We start from the raw sequence: 16,674 nt of genomic DNA, 5'->3' as shown, positions 1-16,674 counted from the left end.
TTTCGTGAGGTCATGGTACCTTAGGGCTCAATGCCCTCATGTGAAACGTTCAATTTTATAATTATAAATTCATACTATACAGGGGTGGTTAGTTTGAAACGTTCATTAACATTGTTTTTCGTCCTATTATTTTTAGCTGTTTTTGCCGCCGCATGCGGACCAAATGAGGCATCTGGAACACCAGATGAACCGGTCATCACAGAGGAAACGGATGAGAAAGCTGCTGATACTGAAGAGACAGAGCTTACGATTCAGCACGAATTAGGTGAAACCATCGTTCCGAAAAATCCTAGTAAAGTGGCGGTTTTTGATTTAGGTGTGCTTGATACACTTGATACATTAGGTGTAGAAGAAGTTGTAGCTGTACCGAAAGATAACGTCCCAGATTACCTTGAAAAGTACAAAGGTGATGCCTATGAAAATGCAGGAACCTTGTTTGAGCCTGACTTTGAAAAACTTTATGATTTACAGCCAGATTTAATTATTATTAGTGGAAGAGCATCAGAAGCGTATGATGATTTAAGTGAAATTGCACCAACGATCTTTATTGGTTTAGATACGACAAACTTTCTTGAATCCTTCGAGGGAAACGTGACAACATTAGCTGAGATCTTTGGAAAAGAAGAGGCTGCTGAGCAAGAGCTTGCTGCAATCAAAGAATCAATCAAGGCATTAAATGAAAAAGCTTCTGCCGCAGAGGCAAATGGATTAGTCGTTTTAGCAAATGACGGCGAAATGAGTGCATATGGTCCTGGTTCACGTTTTGGCTTTCTCCATGATGACTTCGGTGTAGCACCAATTGATGAAAACATTGAAGCGAGCAATCACGGCCAAACGATTTCATATGAGTATATCGTTGACAAAGATCCAGAATACCTTTTTGTGATTGATCGAGGGGCGATTGTCGGTGGAGAAACCTCTGCCCAAGAAGCGTTAGAGAATGACTTGATTAAAACGACTACGGCATATGAAGAAGGAAACATCGTTTACTTAAATGCGGTTTATTGGTACATTACGACCGGTGGACTAACATCGATGGCAGGAATGCTAGAGGAAGTTTCAGCAGGACTAGAATAAGTAGTGTCATAGAAAGTGCCCAAGTTCAACGAATTCATCTAGAGCTTGGGCATTTTTCTTTTATTCCACTGTTTGTTCAATGTGTTCGCGGAGAACGTTGTTTTGAAAATGGATGATAATATAATAATGTCCTTGTCTTCTGTTTGCTGAACATCACCGACGGTTAGTTCATACTGAGGCATGCTGTGCATATCACGTGCGGTAACATGCGGCTGAATAACGTAACGGCCTTCTTCTTCAAAAAGGTAGGTAACCCGATAAATGCCGTCTCCTGCATTTGTCGTTTCAAGGATTTCGCTGTTTTCTTTTTCCCCTTCTTTCCAAAGCTCAACCTTTACTTCCTGTGCATCCTCTACAGGCTCATTATTTTGCATGATGACAACTTCAAACGTAATCCACTCATTTAATTCAAGTGGCTCTTCATAGTTTAAATTGACTTCAATTGGATAAAGCTGTTCCGGAGCAGTATGTGCCCTATCTGTATGGTCCTCTTGCTGTCCGCAAGCGACAAGGACAAGAGCCATTACAATCATGACTAAATATTTCATATTTCGTTCCTCCTATTGTATAGGACTTTTTTCTACTCGCTTTCATTTTATGTTTCCAAATGATCATGTACACGTGAATATTAAAGTCCTTTATGATAAAAACTTGACCTCTTCATCTATAATCGTGTACCAATGATTGAGTTCGTTAGTACATGAGGCTGTTACTTTATGCATATAAGAACAAGGCCGAAAGTATCGTTTCTATAATATTTTATGAAATGATGGTTATTTATGAAAAAAAGAGGGTACAACTTCAACAGAAAACAACTTGAATAAAAATAAGGAGCGTGTGAGGGTGGGTGTAATATACCAGATTGACATTGGCGCACCAATTGAAAACATTTTTCGTTATGTGAATGATGATGAGGTACAGATAAAATGGATGGATGGCTTTGTCGAAAATGAATATTTATACAGACCCTTAGGAACCAGTCGAGTTGGGACAACCTTCATTTATCATGTGAAAGTAGGAAAGAACGTTCGAGAATATAGTGGAGAAGTGATTGCATACAACGACCCTTCTTTTTTAGGAATTCGATATAACAATCAAATCGTCACATTGGAAGTTTTTTATCGTTTGATTGAAAACGGTTACGGTGGTACAACACTCCATTGTGAGTGCATTCAATCCTTTCAAAAATGGTATATGCTTCTGCTCAGTCCGTTATTAAACGGTGCCATGAAAGGTCTGGTACGAAAACAGATGCGAACACTAAAAGCATTTGCTGAAGAAGAGGTAGACAATCTAGTCTGGCAGCCTACAGTTCAAGCTGGTCCAAAAATTAATAAATTTATTTAAGCATTCGATTTGTTAAATATGCTCAGTCGTTTATAGAGAGTATCGTTAAAAAAGGCAGTAAAAAGTAGAAAGCAAACCGTTTGGCATTCGATTTGTCTAAGAAGTGAAACAGGTAGTCAAAGGTAAGAAAATTCCCCTAATGCTATGCCGCTCACTTACAACTCACTTTTTTCCTTACCCCTTTTTTGTGCCCTGTGAAATGACAGGGCTTTTTTTTGCTCCTCCAAGTAAGACAAAATAAATAAATGCTAACCTTTTAATAAAGAAGTCATTCTATATGTACGCTTTCAAATGGAAAAAGTGAATGTGTAGTTGAAGTAGAAAAAAGCCTAAGCTTGGAATCAATCGACCAAACTCAGGCTTTTTTTATCTCATTAAATGCCTAATTCTTTTCGCTCTTCCTCCGTAAAGACACGGGAGCGAGTTAAAAATCGCTTTCCTTCAGGGCCTTCCAGGGAAAACATACCGCCTCGTCCATCTACGACGTCAATAATGAGCTGCGTATGCTTCCAGTAGTTGTACTGGTCTTTGGCGATATAAAAAGGAGAATCGCCAATTTCACCAAGTAACACATCACTGTTCCCGACTCGGAATTCACCTAATGGATAACACATTGGTGAGCTCCCATCACAACATCCACCAGACTGATGAAACATCAACGGCCCATGAATTGATTTGATTTTCTCAATAAGCTCGAGCGTCGCATCTGTTGCGGTAACCCGATCAACCACTGAAATCGCCTCCTAAAAGAATCCTAGGGCATCTTCACTATAGCTAACAAGAAGGTTTTTCGTTTGTTGGTAATGGCTCAACATCATAAGATGATTCTCTCGTCCGATGCCTGATTTTTTGTAGCCACCAAAAGCAGCATGAGCAGGGTAAGCGTGATAGCAATTTGTCCAAACACGTCCAGCCTGAATGTTACGTCCAAAGCGATAAGCTCTATTTATGTTACGTGACCATACACCAGCACCTAAGCCGTATAATGTGTCATTCGCAATTTGTAAAGCTTCTTCGTCATCTTTAAAGGTTGTAACCGATACAACAGGTCCGAAAATTTCTTCTTGGAAAATGCGCATATCGTTCGTGCCTTTGAAGACCGTTGGTTGAATGTAGTAGCCGTTTTCCAATTCACCGTCCATCACTCGGCGTTCACCGCCTGTTAGAAGAGTTGCACCTTCTTCTTTCCCGATTGCTAAATAAGAAAGAATTTTCTCCATTTGCTCTTTAGAAGCTTGCGCACCGATCATTGTTTCAGGGTCAAGAGGATTTCCTGATTTGATTGCTTTGACGCGCTCTAACGCTCTTTCCATAAACTGATCGTAAATCGATTCGTGTATCAGGGCACGAGAAGGGCATGTACACACTTCCCCTTGGTTTAGGGCAAACATAACAAAGCCTTCAATGGCTTTATTAAGAAATGCATCATCTTGGTCCATGACATCTGAGAAGAAAATATTTGGTGATTTACCACCCAGCTCAAGAGTGACAGGGATAATGTTTTCAGATGCGTATTGCATAATAAGACGACCGGTTGTCGTTTCCCCAGTAAAGGCCACCTTGGCAATTCGGCTATTTGATGCAAGTGGCTTTCCTGCCTCTACTCCAAAGCCATTGACGATATTTACGACCCCTTTTGGTAAAAGGTCTTCAATGAGTTCAAGCAAAACAAAGATTGAAACAGGCGTTTGCTCAGCAGGCTTTAACACAACGCAGTTACCTGCAGCAAGAGCAGGAGCAAGCTTCCAGGTTGCCATTAAGATTGGGAAGTTCCATGGAATGATTTGCCCAACGACGCCAAGCGGCTCATGGAAATGGTATGCGACTGTATTGTCATCAATTTGACTGAGTGAGCCCTCTTGACTGCGAATTGCCCCAGCAAAATAGCGGAAATGATCGATAGCCAATGGTATGTCTGCATTTAATGTCTCTCTTACCGCTTTACCGTTTTCCCAAGTTTCTGCAACCGCAAGCTTTTCAAGGTTTTCTTCTAATCGGTCGGCGATTTTGTTTAAAATGTTTGCACGTTCTGTAGGGGAGGTTTTTCCCCAGCTTTCTTTTGCTGCATGTGCAGCGTCCAATGCGAGCTCAATGTCCTCAGCTGTAGAACGTGCCACTTCACAAAATACTTCACCGGTGATAGGAGTGATGTTTTCAAAATATTGACCTTTTACAGGAGCTGTCCATTCGCCATTGATATAGTTATCATAGCGTTTTTTAAAGGAAACAAGTGACCCATCAGTATTCGGATGTTTGTAAACCATCTAGTAAATCCCTCCCCAAATAATTGTGCTTACTTTACAAAAGGTAAGCTCACTGTAATGATTCGACAAATGTAAACGCTTTCCTCCTTTTATTTTAAATTTTTTTAAAAAAAATCCAGGGTTTTAAATAGTCCCTTTATTTCTTTACCAAAGATATGTAGATAGGGGCGATTTAGAACAGAAAAGAATGACTTCCTGTTTTCATTTTTAATAAGGATAAAACTGGGTTATAAAGAGGAAAGAGGGTGAGGAGTGTGATATAATGGCAAAACAGAATGACGAAAAAAAGGACGAAAAAATAATGAGCAAACAGGAAGCACCTGTGAAAAAAAATGACACAGTAGAAGTAATCATTGAAGACTTGACCCATGATGGCGCGGGCGTTGCAAAGCTGAACGGATATGCCTTGTTTATTCCAAAGGCACTGCCAGGGGAAAAAATAAAGGCGAAGGTTGTGAAAGTGAAGAAAGGCTACGGTTTTGGCCGTGTTTTGGAGATTGTAGAGGAAAGTAAGGACAGAGTCAATGCTCCTTGTCCAATTTTCAATCAATGTGGTGGCTGCCAGCTTCAGCACATGAGCTATGAGGCACAGCTCCGTTATAAGCAAAAGCAAGTGAAGGATGTCCTTGAGCGGATTGGAAAAATAACCGATGTTCCTGTTCATCCGACCCTTGGCATGAGCGAGCCATGGCGCTATCGGAACAAGGCGCAAGTCCCAGTCGGCGAAGAAGAGGGGGGCTTGATTGCTGGTTTTTATCAGGAGCGGAGCCACCGAATTATCGATATGGATGAGTGTCTGATTCAGCATGAAGAAAACGACAAAGTTATTCAAAAGGTAAAAGAATTGGCGAGAGATGTTGGCATCCGTGGATATGATGAAGAGAGGCACCGTGGAACGCTTCGCCACGTCGTTGCCCGCTACGGAAAACGAACAGGGGACATTATGGTCGTTCTCATTACAAGAGGCCAAGAGCTGCCCCATAAAAACAAGCTGATTGAAGCAATCCGTGAATCGATTCCAAACATAAAATCGATCGTTCAAAACATTAACAGTAAACGAACCAATGTCATTTTTGGTGAAAAAACGGTCATACTTTGGGGCGACGAATACATTTATGATTTTATCGGCGACATAAAGTTTGCAATCTCGGCTCGTTCCTTTTACCAGGTCAATCCTGAGCAAACAAAGGTATTGTATGACAAAGCCCTTGATTATGCAGCACTCACTGGCACTGAAACCGTCATTGACGCATACTGCGGAATTGGCACCATTTCTCTATTTCTTGCCCAAAATGCAAGGCATGTCTACGGAGTCGAAATCGTTCCTGAAGCCATCTCAGACGCCAAACGAAATGCGAAGCTAAACGGCTTCACCAACGTCGACTTCGCGGTTGGCGAAGCCGAAAAAGTCATCCCTTGGTGGCACGCCCAAGGCATTCGCCCAGACGTCATCGTCGTCGATCCACCAAGAAAAGGCTGTGACGACAAGCTTCTAGGCACAATCCTCGCCATGAAACCAAAACGCGTCGTCTACGTCTCCTGCAATCCAGCCACACTAGCAAGGGACTTGCGAGTGCTTGAAGACGGTGGCTACAAAACACAGGAAGTGCAGCCAGTGGACATGTTTCCGTGGACGACGCATGTTGAGTGCATTTCACAGTTAGTTTTAAAAAATGATTGAGGGGAATTAAAACCCCCTCAACCTGTGCAAACTGTAGTAAATCTTAACATCTTTACTTTCAGTTACTTCAATCTTTTCGACAAAACGTAATAACATTTCGGTTGTTAAAGTATTAAAGTTAAAGAACGCTTTTAGTTGTTCCAAGATCGCAGAGATTTTAACAGCTACTTTTTTCTCATCAATGGCTCTTTTAATCTCTGCCTTTTCTATTTCTAATTGTTGTAACTTTTCCTGTACCGTATTAATCAAATCCTCATAATCCTGTTTTGAAATATCCTCTGAAGTAAACTTCTGTAAGGCATTACGCTTTAACTCTCATTAGGAGAAGGAGAAGAAGAACTCGTCCTTAGCCTTGAGGAAATCGCTGTTCGAAAAGGTCAACCAAGCATTTGATTAAGTGAGAAAGCAAATTCCAGCTTTCAAAAAGGGTCGGTTCGCCTTATTAAAAGGCTATGAAAAGCAACGCAACAGCAACGGTTAGATGAGTGGCTAGACGAACATGAAGAAAGAATTAGCCCTGGCCTATTACTTAAAAGAGTTATTAGCCAATTCTATCAAGCCCCAGACTGCGACACGGGTGAAGCTCTACTAGAGGAATGGATCGAACAAGCAAAGCTAAACCCTGCTTTCCACGAGGTTGCCAAATCGCTTGAAAATTGGAAAGCGTGTACTACAGAAAGTGGTAAGAGACAGAATTTTTTGTGCGAAAAACCATTTTTTAAAAATTTTGTGTATTAAGAATTTTAGAACGTAATTAATGCAACGCTAGTTATTTTTTTAAAGAAATAAAATCTCACTTGTAAGCTTTACTTTAATCTTAAGGATGGGGCTTATTACATTCATCATAACATATTTTTAAATTTTTATATGGTAATAACACAGTCCCCGATTCGAGGCTGTTTTTTGTTGTTGCAAATTTAATTTGCTAAATAATGTTATCAAATGTTGAAGTCTCTACCTGGTTTCCCATATCCTCTCTAAATATACTAAAAAACAATCTTACCATTACTGAATTATAAGAATATTAAAAACAAAGATTGACAAAAAGAGAGGTTGCAATTATTATCATAATAAGAAAACTAATTCACTATATAGATTATTTGTGGGAGGAGGCCTTTTATTTAGTTTAGAAATGAAAACGTTTTCTAAGAGGTTATTTGTATTGCTCTCTTGTTCTTTATGGAGCGTTTATCAAAAAACTATCAATTCATAGGTTGTTCCTGATTCATTTCCAACTATATCTTTTTTCTAAGAACAAGGAGTTGGGTACATAGGGTGAGTAGGCTTATTGTTGCTTGTAGAAAACCCTTCGGTAGCTTTGGTGTAACAAGTCGATTGTTAATAATATTCGAATGTGGAGGATTAAGATGAAAAAACAGAACGTTTTTTTAGGTGTGTTAACGGTAAGTTTGTCTTTGTTCCTTATGGCATGTGGTGGTAGTGAAAATACAAATAGTGCGAGTTCTGAAGCGAATGTTGGCGGATCGGAGCAAAGCTATACGTTTCGCGTATCGTTAGTGACTCCTCTTTCCCACGGGTGGACGGTGACCGCGGAGAAATTTAATGAAGAACTGCAAAGCCGATCAAGCGGTCGGATGAGTGCGGAGATTTATCCGAGTGAGCAACTTGGTTCCGAGGCTGATATGGTGCAGCAGTTGGAGCTCGGTACGCTTGATTTTGGCTTTTTAACGAATGCTTATATGAGTACGAGATCGGAGTCGTTAAATGGATGGTTTATGCCGTTTCTCTTTAAAAATTTAAAGGATGCGAGTCAGGCTCGAAATTCTGAGGTGGCAAAACAAATGTTAACAGAGCTTGAATCCCAGGGCTTGATTGGAATGGATTTTATCTTTGCGGGGAACCGGCATGTGTTAATGAAAGACGGTGCGATTGAGTCTCCAGAGGATTTAGCGGGTAAAAAGCTGAGGATTATCGGGAATCCAGTGATGCAAGATTTTTGGACAGGGCTCGGGGTGAGTCCGACACCGATGCCGCTCGTTGAAGTATATTCTTCCATTCAAACGGGGATTATTGACGGAATTGAAATTGATTTGGATGCCCTCGTTTCCCTCAATTTACATGAAATTGCAGACGATTTAACGTTAACGAATCAAATGGCCTTTCCGTCTGTGATTATCATGAGCCAAAAAGTTCATGATTCCCTCTCCCCTGAGGATCAGGCAATTGTGAAGGAAGCGTTGCATGCAGCGGTTGAGTGGGGCGTGGAAGATGCAATTAAAAGGGAAGAGGAAAACCTAAAATTCCTGCAAGAACAGGGCTTAAACATCGTCGATGATTTTGATATTACACCTTTTAAGGAGATTCAGGATGAAATTTATACAAAATATAGCACTAATTCTTTAATCAGTGAGTTTATCGAAGCAAATCAATAAAAATAGGGGGCTATGAAGTGACTTTTGTGAACGTTATAGGAAAATTAAGTGACGTTGTATTCAAACTAGAAAAGCTATTAGTCATGGTTTTAATTACGGTCATGTTTGTATCGCTCACAGCGGGTGTCTTTTTTCGTTACTATTTTAATAGTCCCTTATTTTGGAGTGATGAAATTGCAATTTTCACGTTGATTTGGTTGACTTTTATAGGTGGAAGTATGTCTATAAAGCGACAGCAATCAGCAGCAGTTACGATTTTCGTCGATAAATTAAATGAGCAATATCGCAAGGTCGTCGTAACGCTTGGCTTTCTTATCATTTTGGTGTTTTGCATATTTTTACTTTGTTATTCTTTTATTTGGCTTAGCTCTCCAAATATCGGCTTGCAAACGTCAAGCTCGATTCAAATACCAATGATTTACCCTTATTTATGTGTTCCTTTAGGCTTTTTGTTTATGAGCGTCCATTCGATTCATTTGTTCATACAAAGCCTCAAGGCTGATTCTTAAAATGGAGGGATTCACATGCTGCTCGTTTTGTTCATTTTTGTCGTATTATTGCTAATCCGAATCCCTATCGCCATCGTTTTAGGGATCACGAGTGTTTCATACATTCTCATTAGTGACAGCATCGGTCTTTTAAATACGGTTCCTCAGCGATTGTTTACGAGCTTGCAAAGCTATGGCTTGTTGGCGATCCCATTATTTATGCTTGCGGGAGAATTAATGAATTCTGGTGGGATTACGAAGCGTCTCGTCCATTTTGCGAAAGTGCTATTCGGTCATTATCGGGCGGGTTTGGCCTACGTCAATGTTGTAGCCAATATGTTTTTAGCTTCGATTATCGGTTCAGCGACGGCTCAAATCGCGATGATGAGTAAAGTCATGGTTCCGGCCATGGAGGAGGAAGGCTATAAACGTTCGTTCGGAGCAGCCACAACGGCCGCAGCAAGTCTTTTAGGTCCGATTATTCCTCCGAGCATGCTGTTTATCATTTATGGTGTCCAATCGGGAACATCAATTGGGACAATGTTTATAGCAGGAATCATTCCGGGCATCCTATTAGGTTTTGCTTTTATTCTCGTCATTGTGTACTTAGGCTATCGCTATCAATTGCCCCGCTCAGAGAAGGAACCATTTAAAAATGTTTTAGGGGCTAGTCTGAAAATCATTCCGGCGTTACTCGTTCCTGGCATTATTATCGTAGGGATCATTAGTGGTGTGTTTACACCTACGGAATCGGCAGCGATTGCATGTTTTATCGGCTTGTTAGTCGGACTCTTCCTGTATAAAGATCTTAAAATTAAGGATTTTCCAGACATCTTAGTCAATACGGCGATGACGACTGCGACGGTGACGTTGCTTATTTCGATGGCAAATATTTTTGGCTGGGTGTTAACGTTTGAAGGTATTCCCCAAATGATTGCGTCAGCAATGATCGGAATCACGGAAAATCCGTTACTTTTTTTATTGCTGACGAACGTCTTGCTTCTATTAATCGGAACCGTGATCGATGGGATTGCAGCCTTAATTATTTTAGTTCCTATTTTTATGCCGTTACTCGTTACCTATAGCATTGATCCGGTTCACTTTGGGATTATCATTTGCATTAACTTAACAATCGGACTGTTAACGCCTCCGGCCGGAACCGGGTTATTTATCGCATCCTCGATCGGGCAAGTGAAAATCGAAGAATTAATAAAAGCACTATTTCCTTTTCTCACGGTTTCGATTGCGGTATTAATTATTCTGACGGTCTGGCCTGATTTAGTGCTATGGATTCCGAATCTTATGAATGGATTCTTTGTATTACGCTGATTAGTGATGAATACAACTGCTGCATAAACTGAGCTTGGATAAGGTTTCTGAGCTCAGTTTTTTGTGGTGCGCCCAGCATGGGTGCAATCTATACGGTTCAAGTCTCGAACTGTGAAGACGGTAGTAGCCATAGCTTAACGTTGTAAACGTAAGGGTGTCTGTGGAGAAGTGAGTGCAAACCTTTGGTCTGAGGGATTGGATAAGTTTGCTAAACAAAACAAAGGTTCTTCTGCCGAAGGTGATACAGAGTAAATGAAGCAGATAGATGGAGGGAAGAAAAATATTTATAAAGAATATGCACTAGGCGTTCACTGTTTATGATGATACAAGCAATCCAAAGGGACTTACTTAAAGGAGGAAACGGTGAATTCCGTAGGGGACTTTAAGAGGGTGGAATAAACAGTAGTATAAGCAGACAGGACGTACATTCACGTGAGAGGAAGTATCATCCAGATGATGAGACAACTGCTGTTACGGGACAAGCTTAGAACGGCGCGGCACTAAAACGAGAGCAAAAAAGCAAAATAAAAAAACTAACATCACGCTCAAAACCTATTTCAATCGATAAACGCATTAAGAAAATAAATGAATACCTTGTTGCATGGTGTGGATATTTTGCTTTGGCTGATACGCCAACTCCCTTTAAACAATTCTATGAATCACTTAGAAGAAGTCTACGAATGTGCCTTTGGAAACAGTGGAAACAACCCAAAACAAAAGTGAAAAGGTTTATCACCCTTGGAGTACCAAAGGAGAAAGCCTATGAATGGGGGGGGAATTCTCGCAAGAAATATTGGTGCATCTCGAATAGTCCTATACTAAACACGACCATAATCTTTAACTTTTGGTGAAATCAGAAACTGAAAAGCCTACTGGAGAGATACAACCACTTACGTCACACTTAAGTGAACCGTCGTATACGAAACCGTACGTAGAAATGTTAAATTAAGCATGTACAAAAATGATTGTTTAATAATGTTCATGAAAAACTTGCTTTGTTTTCTTCACCATTTTGGACAGCTGCCCTTGATCGTTGACATCATTGACAGTATCGCAGTCCACGATTAGTTTATACTTGCTGTCCACCGCAGTTTGAACATTGAAACAAACTTCATGTTTCCCGTTATTTTTCATTGATTTGGCGTCCGGATTGGTAACACAAAGCTGTTTCTCACCTGTTTCCTTGAGTTCTTGTTTAATGACCTGCAACTATTGCATTCTTTCTTGATAAACCTCTAACCTTTCTGTGATTTCTAGCTTTTTTTGGCGATTGTCCTCTGTTAGAAAGTCACGCAAATCTGCATCAATTTTTTCATTGATATGCTCTAGCTTTTTACTGATATTGTTGGCATTAAAGTGTTGCTTTTTAAAGCAGTTCGCCTTTAATTTTGTGCCGTCAATTGCGACGAGTTGACCATCGATCAATCCGAAACCTTTTACCATTAAGGTGAACTCTCTAAACAGCTTTTTTATTGCAGTTTTGTTATTCTTCATGAAAGCAGATAGAGTGCCGTGATCCGGCTGGAGCTTACTGATTAGCCACATTAGTTCAATGTTTCTTTTCGTTTCGGTTTCCATCTTGCGAGAGGAACGAATGCCGTTCATATAACAGTAAAGATAGAGCTTAAGTAGATCTCCCCGACGATAAGGTTTTTGCCCAGCTTTGATGCCCGAATAGACTTGAAACCCCAATTCTTCCAGGTTCAAACTATCGACGTAAGCATCGAAAACTCGGGCAGGATTTTCTTCATCTACAAAGTCGTCCAACGTATTTGGCAGTAAATAAATTTGATGTCTATCTTCACCTTCGATATAAGGCATACACACTCATCTCCTTTGATATAGAGATTCGACAAAAGACATCCCATGCAAAATAACAAAAATTATTAATAATTGTTAGACAGACTGACGTACGGTGGTGTGAGAGGTCGGGAGTTAGTCACATATTCATACTCTATTACATCGTGAGGGTGTAGAACTAAAAAACAGAGGAAGAGTGTAGACAATCTGGGTAAAAAATTAATGCATAATGAACGTCCCTATTATAAACTAGATATAGTGTTCTCTATGTTTATAATGTATGTCTACTAGTGAAATCAATCATTCGGAAGCGTTGTGATATAGGAGGTTTTTAAGTGGAGATTAAAAAGAATGGAACGACGATTCAAACGTTGCAAGTAGGGATAAGCATTATTGATCTCGTCGCCAAGCAAGGGAAGCCAATCAAATTTGTAGAAATCCATGAACAGACGAAAATTACGAAAAGTAACCTGTATAAATACCTTAATACGTTTATTCAATTAGGGATGCTATATCGGGACAAGGGAACAGGTGCCTATACGCTAGGGAGTAAGCTGATTGAATACGGTATGGCTGCCGTTGATCAGGAAAATGTGATCGACCGAATTACTCCGTATTTGCAGGAGGTTAATATAAAAAGTCAAAGTACCGTTTTGTTTTCCGTCTGGACCCATAATGGACCAATGATCGTGAAGTATTTTAATGATAGCCAAGGTTTAAATATCGGTGCCCAAATTGGAACGATTCTTCCGATCAACTCAGCTACGGGCAAAATTTTTTTAACGTTTATGAATGAACAGGTAATAAAAAATTGGACGGAACGAGAATTGAAGGATTTGCCATCAGAAAAAATCGAAGAGCTTGAACGAGAAACCCGGATGATTAGGGAAAAGAAAATTACATTTGCTAGAGAGCCGATCGTCGCATCTGTATCCTCTGTCGCATTTCCTGTACTGAACTTCAAAGGCGCTCTTTTAGGGACTGTGACGATTGTCGGCTTTTCTGAAGTGATTCCGACGAGCGAAAAAGACGAATTCAGTCAATATTTAATCGAAATTAGCTCCCAAATTTCCAAGAGTTTCGGATATAAAGCAGTGCCAGAAGAATAATAAATAGCGTACAGCTTAAAGGCGTATCGGAGGGATTCCTCGATACGGCTTTTTTTGTGTGTTCAAACGTATATCGTTTTTATTTTCTAAAAATTATTTTTATTTATACTGTTGACAAAACCTTCGTGATCACGTAAATTTTATATAAATAGAGAACGAAGTTATCTATATAAGAAAATTTAATTAGGACTTTATTTTAAAAAAGAGGTGATGTAATGAAAAAATTTCTTGTCGTTATTGAAAGAAAGCCTTCTTTTACAGGAACGTTCATACAAGGTCATCGCGATTTTTTAAAGCAATTGCGAGAAAGTGGTGAACTCGTGGTCGCTGGAGCGTTTACTGATCAATCGGGAGGGGCGTATGTCGTTCAAGCTGCATCGTTGGAGGAAGCGACGAGTATTGCAAGTCGAGATCCGATGAACGAAAAAAATGAAGCCGTTTACAAAGTGAAGGAATGGAACTTACATTAACATTCCGCATAATAAAAATCGCCATAGAAAAGGGGAATACGAATGAAGCTGATTACATTTAACCGTGAAGGCACCTCTCGCATCGGAGTTATTGTGAATGAAGAGGTTGTTGATTTACATGGCGCTTACAAGGCGTTGTTAGAATCAGAAGGGAAGCTTCGTGCTGTGCAAATTGCAGAGGCATTTATACCACCTGATATGAATGGGTTTTTACAAGGTGGTGCAGAAAGCATGGCGCTCGCCAAAAAAGCGCTCGACTATGCTTTAAGTCATAAGGATGACAGCTCCTATACGCTCGTCTTTCCGCTACGTGATGTAAGAATGGAAGCGCCGATTCCGTCTCCGGGCAAAATCATCTGTGTCGGTCATAATTATCGTGAGCATATTTTGGAAATGAAGCGTGAGCTTCCGCCGTATCCAGTTGTGTTTGCGAAATTCTCCAACACGGTCATAGGACCTCAGGATGACATTCCGTTTTATCCGATTTCAGAGCAATTGGATTATGAAGCTGAGTTTGCGTTCGTCGTCGGAAAGCGGGCAAGAAATGTATCGCAGGCTGAAGCACTGGATTATGTGGCTGGCTATACGATCGTGAATGATGTGACGTATCGTGACCTTCAGCGCCGGACGCTTCAATGGCTGCAAGGGAAAACGGTGGAAGGTAGTGCACCAATGGGACCGTGGCTCGTCACGTCTGATGAGCTTAATAATCCAGAAGGGTTAGAGGTTGTTCTGACTGTTAATGGGGAAGAGCGTCAGCGCTCTAATACGAGAAATCTTGTGTTTTCTGTTCAATACTTAGTCGAGTTTTTATCGAACTTAATGACACTTGAGCCAGGGGATGTCGTGTTAACAGGTACACCGGGAGGCGTCGGCATTGCCCGTGATCCACAGGTGTTCCTGAAGGATGGAGATGTCGTTAAAATCGAGATCGACGGTGTTGGCGTTCTTGAAAACCGTGTGAAACAAGTGGAGGAGGTGACGCAATAATGGCTTATATTAGTGTGGAAAGCTCTATCGAATCGATTCAGCAATCCCTTGATCGGATTATCGAAACGACAAAAGAACTGTCAGAAGAAACGATCCGTTGGAAGCCTTCTGAGGAAGAATGGTCGATTATACAAATTGTTTGCCATCTCGTAGAAGCGGTTCCGTACTGGTTGAATGAGATTGAAGGGCTGCTTAAGTCACCCGGGAAGGAATGGGGGAGAGGTTTGCAGGATGAAGCACGTCTCGCAGCCGTGAGTGAAACGGATAGCCAATCCATTTCGACAATTATAAACGATCTTGAAGCGTTAAAGTCGAAGGTCGAACAGGGACTCGGAGTATTGGATGAAGACAAGTTGAAACTGGAGGCACCGAGCCGTAACCCACGGTTTGGCACGAAGCCGATTTCGTTTATTGTCGATCATCTGTTAGTGGAGCACGTAAGCAAGCACGAAAGTCAAATAAAGCGCAACCTATTGAAATTAAAATAAAAGAGGAGGAGATATATCATGGCAGAGAAAAACGAGTTTTTTAAAAGCAAGCTCGTTCAGGATTTTACGAAGGATATTCGTCAGTATCACCTCGGACCGCTTTGGGAAGCAATTCCAGAATTAATGCATCGTCAGCCTGAGCCTCATGCGAAAGCATACTTATGGAAATGGGATCTTCTTCATAAAAAGCTCATGGAAGCAGCCGAGATTTTCACACCGGAACGGGGTGGTGAACGACGGGCGATTTATCTTCAAAATCCAGGCTTGGAATATCGTCAGCCGTGGGGCTGGGCATCGACAACTCAAACGCTCTATGCCGCAGTTCAGCTCATTCAGCCAGGTGAAACAGCTCCGTCTCATCGGCACAGCCAAAGTGCATTACGCTTTATTACGCAAGGGGAAGGGGCCTATTCTATCGTTCAAGGCGAACGAATTTTTATGGAGGAAGGCGATTTCCTCGTAACGCCAAAAAACCTTTGGCATGGTCACGGTCATTTAGGAACAGAGCCGATGATTTGGATGGATTGCCTCGATATTCCGACCCTTTATTCGATGGGCGGTACGTTCTTTGAACCGTATCCTGAAAAAATTGAAGAGCCGTCCGTTCCTGATAATTTTTCCGCTCAGCGATATGAAGGTGGGATGGTACGTCCGATTTCAGATCACTATCCGAAAATGGCTCCCGTCGGATCGTATAAATGGAGTCAGACGTTGAAGGCGATTGACGGCTTAAGTCGCTTTGATCCCGATCCGTATGATGGCTATGCGGTTGAGTATATCAATCCATCCACGGGAGAAACGGCGAATCTGAACATCGGATCATGGGTGCAGAAGCTACCGAAGGGCTTCCATTCAAAAGCTCATCGCCATACGCACGCCTCAATCTATCACGTCTTCAAAGGTTCAGGCTACAGCATCATTAACGGTGTTCGCTTCGATTGGTCGAAAGGGGATTACTTTGTCATTCCGAACTGGGCGTGGCATGAGCATGTTGCTGAAGCAGAGACGTACTTCTTCTCTGTCAATGACCTGCCGATTATGGAGAAATTTGACGTCGAGCAAAGTCAGGCGTATGAAACAAACAATGGCTATCAGGAAGCAAAAGAAGAATTTAAACCGGTCATGGCATAGGGATGAGTGATATGAGAGTGCTGAACAAATATAAACTGTGTTTGGGAGGGAGATGCATTGGAAAAAATAGAAAAAAAGATGCTCATTATTGGGGGAGGCATTGGGGG

Annotated in this window: 18 protein-coding genes; 12 read left to right on the top strand and 6 right to left on the bottom strand. The window is 41.1% G+C overall.

The features are described 5' to 3' along the window. Positions 1-93: 93 nt before the first annotated feature. Positions 94-1,077 carry a siderophore ABC transporter substrate-binding protein gene (locus BLT_RS0118175; protein ID WP_017729170.1) on the top strand — a complete coding sequence of 328 codons (984 nt, stop codon included), beginning with the start codon at positions 94-96 and terminating at the stop codon, positions 1,075-1,077. A gap of 38 nt (positions 1,078-1,115) precedes the next feature. Here BLT_RS0118175 and BLT_RS22350 read toward each other — a convergent pair whose 3' ends face one another. Beyond that, the gene (locus BLT_RS22350; RefSeq protein ID WP_017729169.1) at positions 1,116-1,625 is read right to left on the bottom strand and encodes a FixH family protein; all 510 of its coding nucleotides are present in this window, start codon (positions 1,623-1,625) and stop codon (positions 1,116-1,118) included. Between the two features lie 295 nt (positions 1,626-1,920). On the opposite strand from BLT_RS22350, the gene BLT_RS0118165 reads away from it, so the two are divergent. Continuing rightward, entirely contained in the window at positions 1,921-2,424 is a 504-nt protein-coding gene (locus tag BLT_RS0118165) for an SRPBCC family protein (RefSeq protein WP_017729168.1), read from the top strand. Positions 2,425-2,798: 374 nt separating this feature from the next. Here BLT_RS0118165 and BLT_RS0118160 read toward each other — a convergent pair whose 3' ends face one another. Beyond that, positions 2,799-3,155: a DUF779 domain-containing protein gene (locus BLT_RS0118160; RefSeq protein ID WP_017729167.1), complete on the bottom strand. Its 357-nt coding sequence runs from the start codon at positions 3,153-3,155 to the stop codon at positions 2,799-2,801. Between the two features lie 12 nt (positions 3,156-3,167). Further along, positions 3,168-4,688 (bottom strand): aldehyde dehydrogenase, encoded by a 1,521-nt coding sequence (gene adh / locus BLT_RS0118155; RefSeq protein WP_017729166.1) that lies wholly within the window; start codon positions 4,686-4,688, stop codon positions 3,168-3,170. A 301-nt stretch (positions 4,689-4,989) separates the two neighbouring features. Between adh and rlmD the strand changes: the two genes are divergently transcribed. After that, positions 4,990-6,369, top strand: coding sequence for a 23S rRNA (uracil(1939)-C(5))-methyltransferase RlmD (gene rlmD / locus BLT_RS0118150; protein WP_026105196.1), 1,380 nt, complete (start codon positions 4,990-4,992; stop codon positions 6,367-6,369). Between the two features lie 6 nt (positions 6,370-6,375). On the opposite strand, the gene BLT_RS0118145 is transcribed toward rlmD, so the two are convergent. Next, positions 6,376-6,618 (bottom strand): DUF4368 domain-containing protein, encoded by a 243-nt coding sequence (locus BLT_RS0118145; protein ID WP_017729164.1) that lies wholly within the window; start codon positions 6,616-6,618, stop codon positions 6,376-6,378. A gap of 1,118 nt (positions 6,619-7,736) precedes the next feature. Here BLT_RS0118145 and BLT_RS0118140 point away from each other — a divergent pair. The 4 genes from BLT_RS0118140 to BLT_RS23410 all read left to right on the top strand — a co-directional run bounded on the left by BLT_RS0118140 (position 7,737) and on the right by BLT_RS23410 (position 11,430). After that, the gene (locus BLT_RS0118140; protein WP_017729163.1) at positions 7,737-8,762 is read left to right on the top strand and encodes a TRAP transporter substrate-binding protein; all 1,026 of its coding nucleotides are present in this window, start codon (positions 7,737-7,739) and stop codon (positions 8,760-8,762) included. A 17-nt stretch (positions 8,763-8,779) separates the two neighbouring features. Then, a complete protein-coding gene (locus BLT_RS0118135; RefSeq protein ID WP_017729162.1) occupies positions 8,780-9,271 on the top strand; it encodes a TRAP transporter small permease in 492 nt (163 codons plus the stop codon). A gap of 15 nt (positions 9,272-9,286) precedes the next feature. Beyond that, entirely contained in the window at positions 9,287-10,579 is a 1,293-nt protein-coding gene (locus tag BLT_RS0118130; protein WP_017729161.1) for a TRAP transporter large permease, read from the top strand. A 524-nt stretch (positions 10,580-11,103) separates the two neighbouring features. After that, the gene (locus tag BLT_RS23410; RefSeq protein WP_081599698.1) at positions 11,104-11,430 is read left to right on the top strand and encodes a group II intron maturase-specific domain-containing protein; all 327 of its coding nucleotides are present in this window, start codon (positions 11,104-11,106) and stop codon (positions 11,428-11,430) included. A gap of 118 nt (positions 11,431-11,548) precedes the next feature. Here BLT_RS23410 and BLT_RS22780 read toward each other — a convergent pair whose 3' ends face one another. Further along, positions 11,549-11,788, bottom strand: a complete 240-nt coding sequence (locus BLT_RS22780) for a hypothetical protein (RefSeq protein WP_017729159.1) — start codon at positions 11,786-11,788, stop codon at positions 11,549-11,551. Continuing rightward, positions 11,789-12,400 (bottom strand): transposase, encoded by a 612-nt coding sequence (locus tag BLT_RS22345; RefSeq protein WP_017729158.1) that lies wholly within the window; start codon positions 12,398-12,400, stop codon positions 11,789-11,791. Between the two features lie 314 nt (positions 12,401-12,714). Between BLT_RS22345 and BLT_RS0118110 the strand changes: the two genes are divergently transcribed. The 5 genes from BLT_RS0118110 to BLT_RS0118090 all read left to right on the top strand — a co-directional run bounded on the left by BLT_RS0118110 (position 12,715) and on the right by BLT_RS0118090 (position 16,567). Further along, positions 12,715-13,488: an IclR family transcriptional regulator gene (locus tag BLT_RS0118110; protein WP_017729157.1), complete on the top strand. Its 774-nt coding sequence runs from the start codon at positions 12,715-12,717 to the stop codon at positions 13,486-13,488. 215 nt (positions 13,489-13,703) lie between these two features. Beyond that, positions 13,704-13,958, top strand: coding sequence for a YciI family protein (locus tag BLT_RS0118105; protein ID WP_017729156.1), 255 nt, complete (start codon positions 13,704-13,706; stop codon positions 13,956-13,958). A 42-nt stretch (positions 13,959-14,000) separates the two neighbouring features. Beyond that, entirely contained in the window at positions 14,001-14,948 is a 948-nt protein-coding gene (locus BLT_RS0118100; protein WP_017729155.1) for a fumarylacetoacetate hydrolase family protein, read from the top strand. Then, the gene (locus BLT_RS0118095) at positions 14,948-15,436 is read left to right on the top strand and encodes a DinB family protein (RefSeq protein WP_017729154.1); all 489 of its coding nucleotides are present in this window, start codon (positions 14,948-14,950) and stop codon (positions 15,434-15,436) included. Before BLT_RS0118100 ends, BLT_RS0118095 begins: the two co-directional genes overlap by 1 nt. 18 nt (positions 15,437-15,454) lie before the next feature. Then, entirely contained in the window at positions 15,455-16,567 is a 1,113-nt protein-coding gene (locus BLT_RS0118090) for a cupin domain-containing protein (protein ID WP_017729153.1), read from the top strand. The last annotated feature ends 107 nt before the right edge of the window (positions 16,568-16,674 follow it).

The organism is Halalkalibacterium ligniniphilum (assembly GCF_000334155.1).
Taxonomy (GTDB): Bacteria; Bacillota; Bacilli; order Bacillales; family Bacillaceae_D; genus Halalkalibacterium; species Halalkalibacterium ligniniphilum.
The sequence above is the reverse complement of the archived record's forward strand: the minus strand, read 5'-3'. Positions and strand labels throughout refer to the sequence as shown.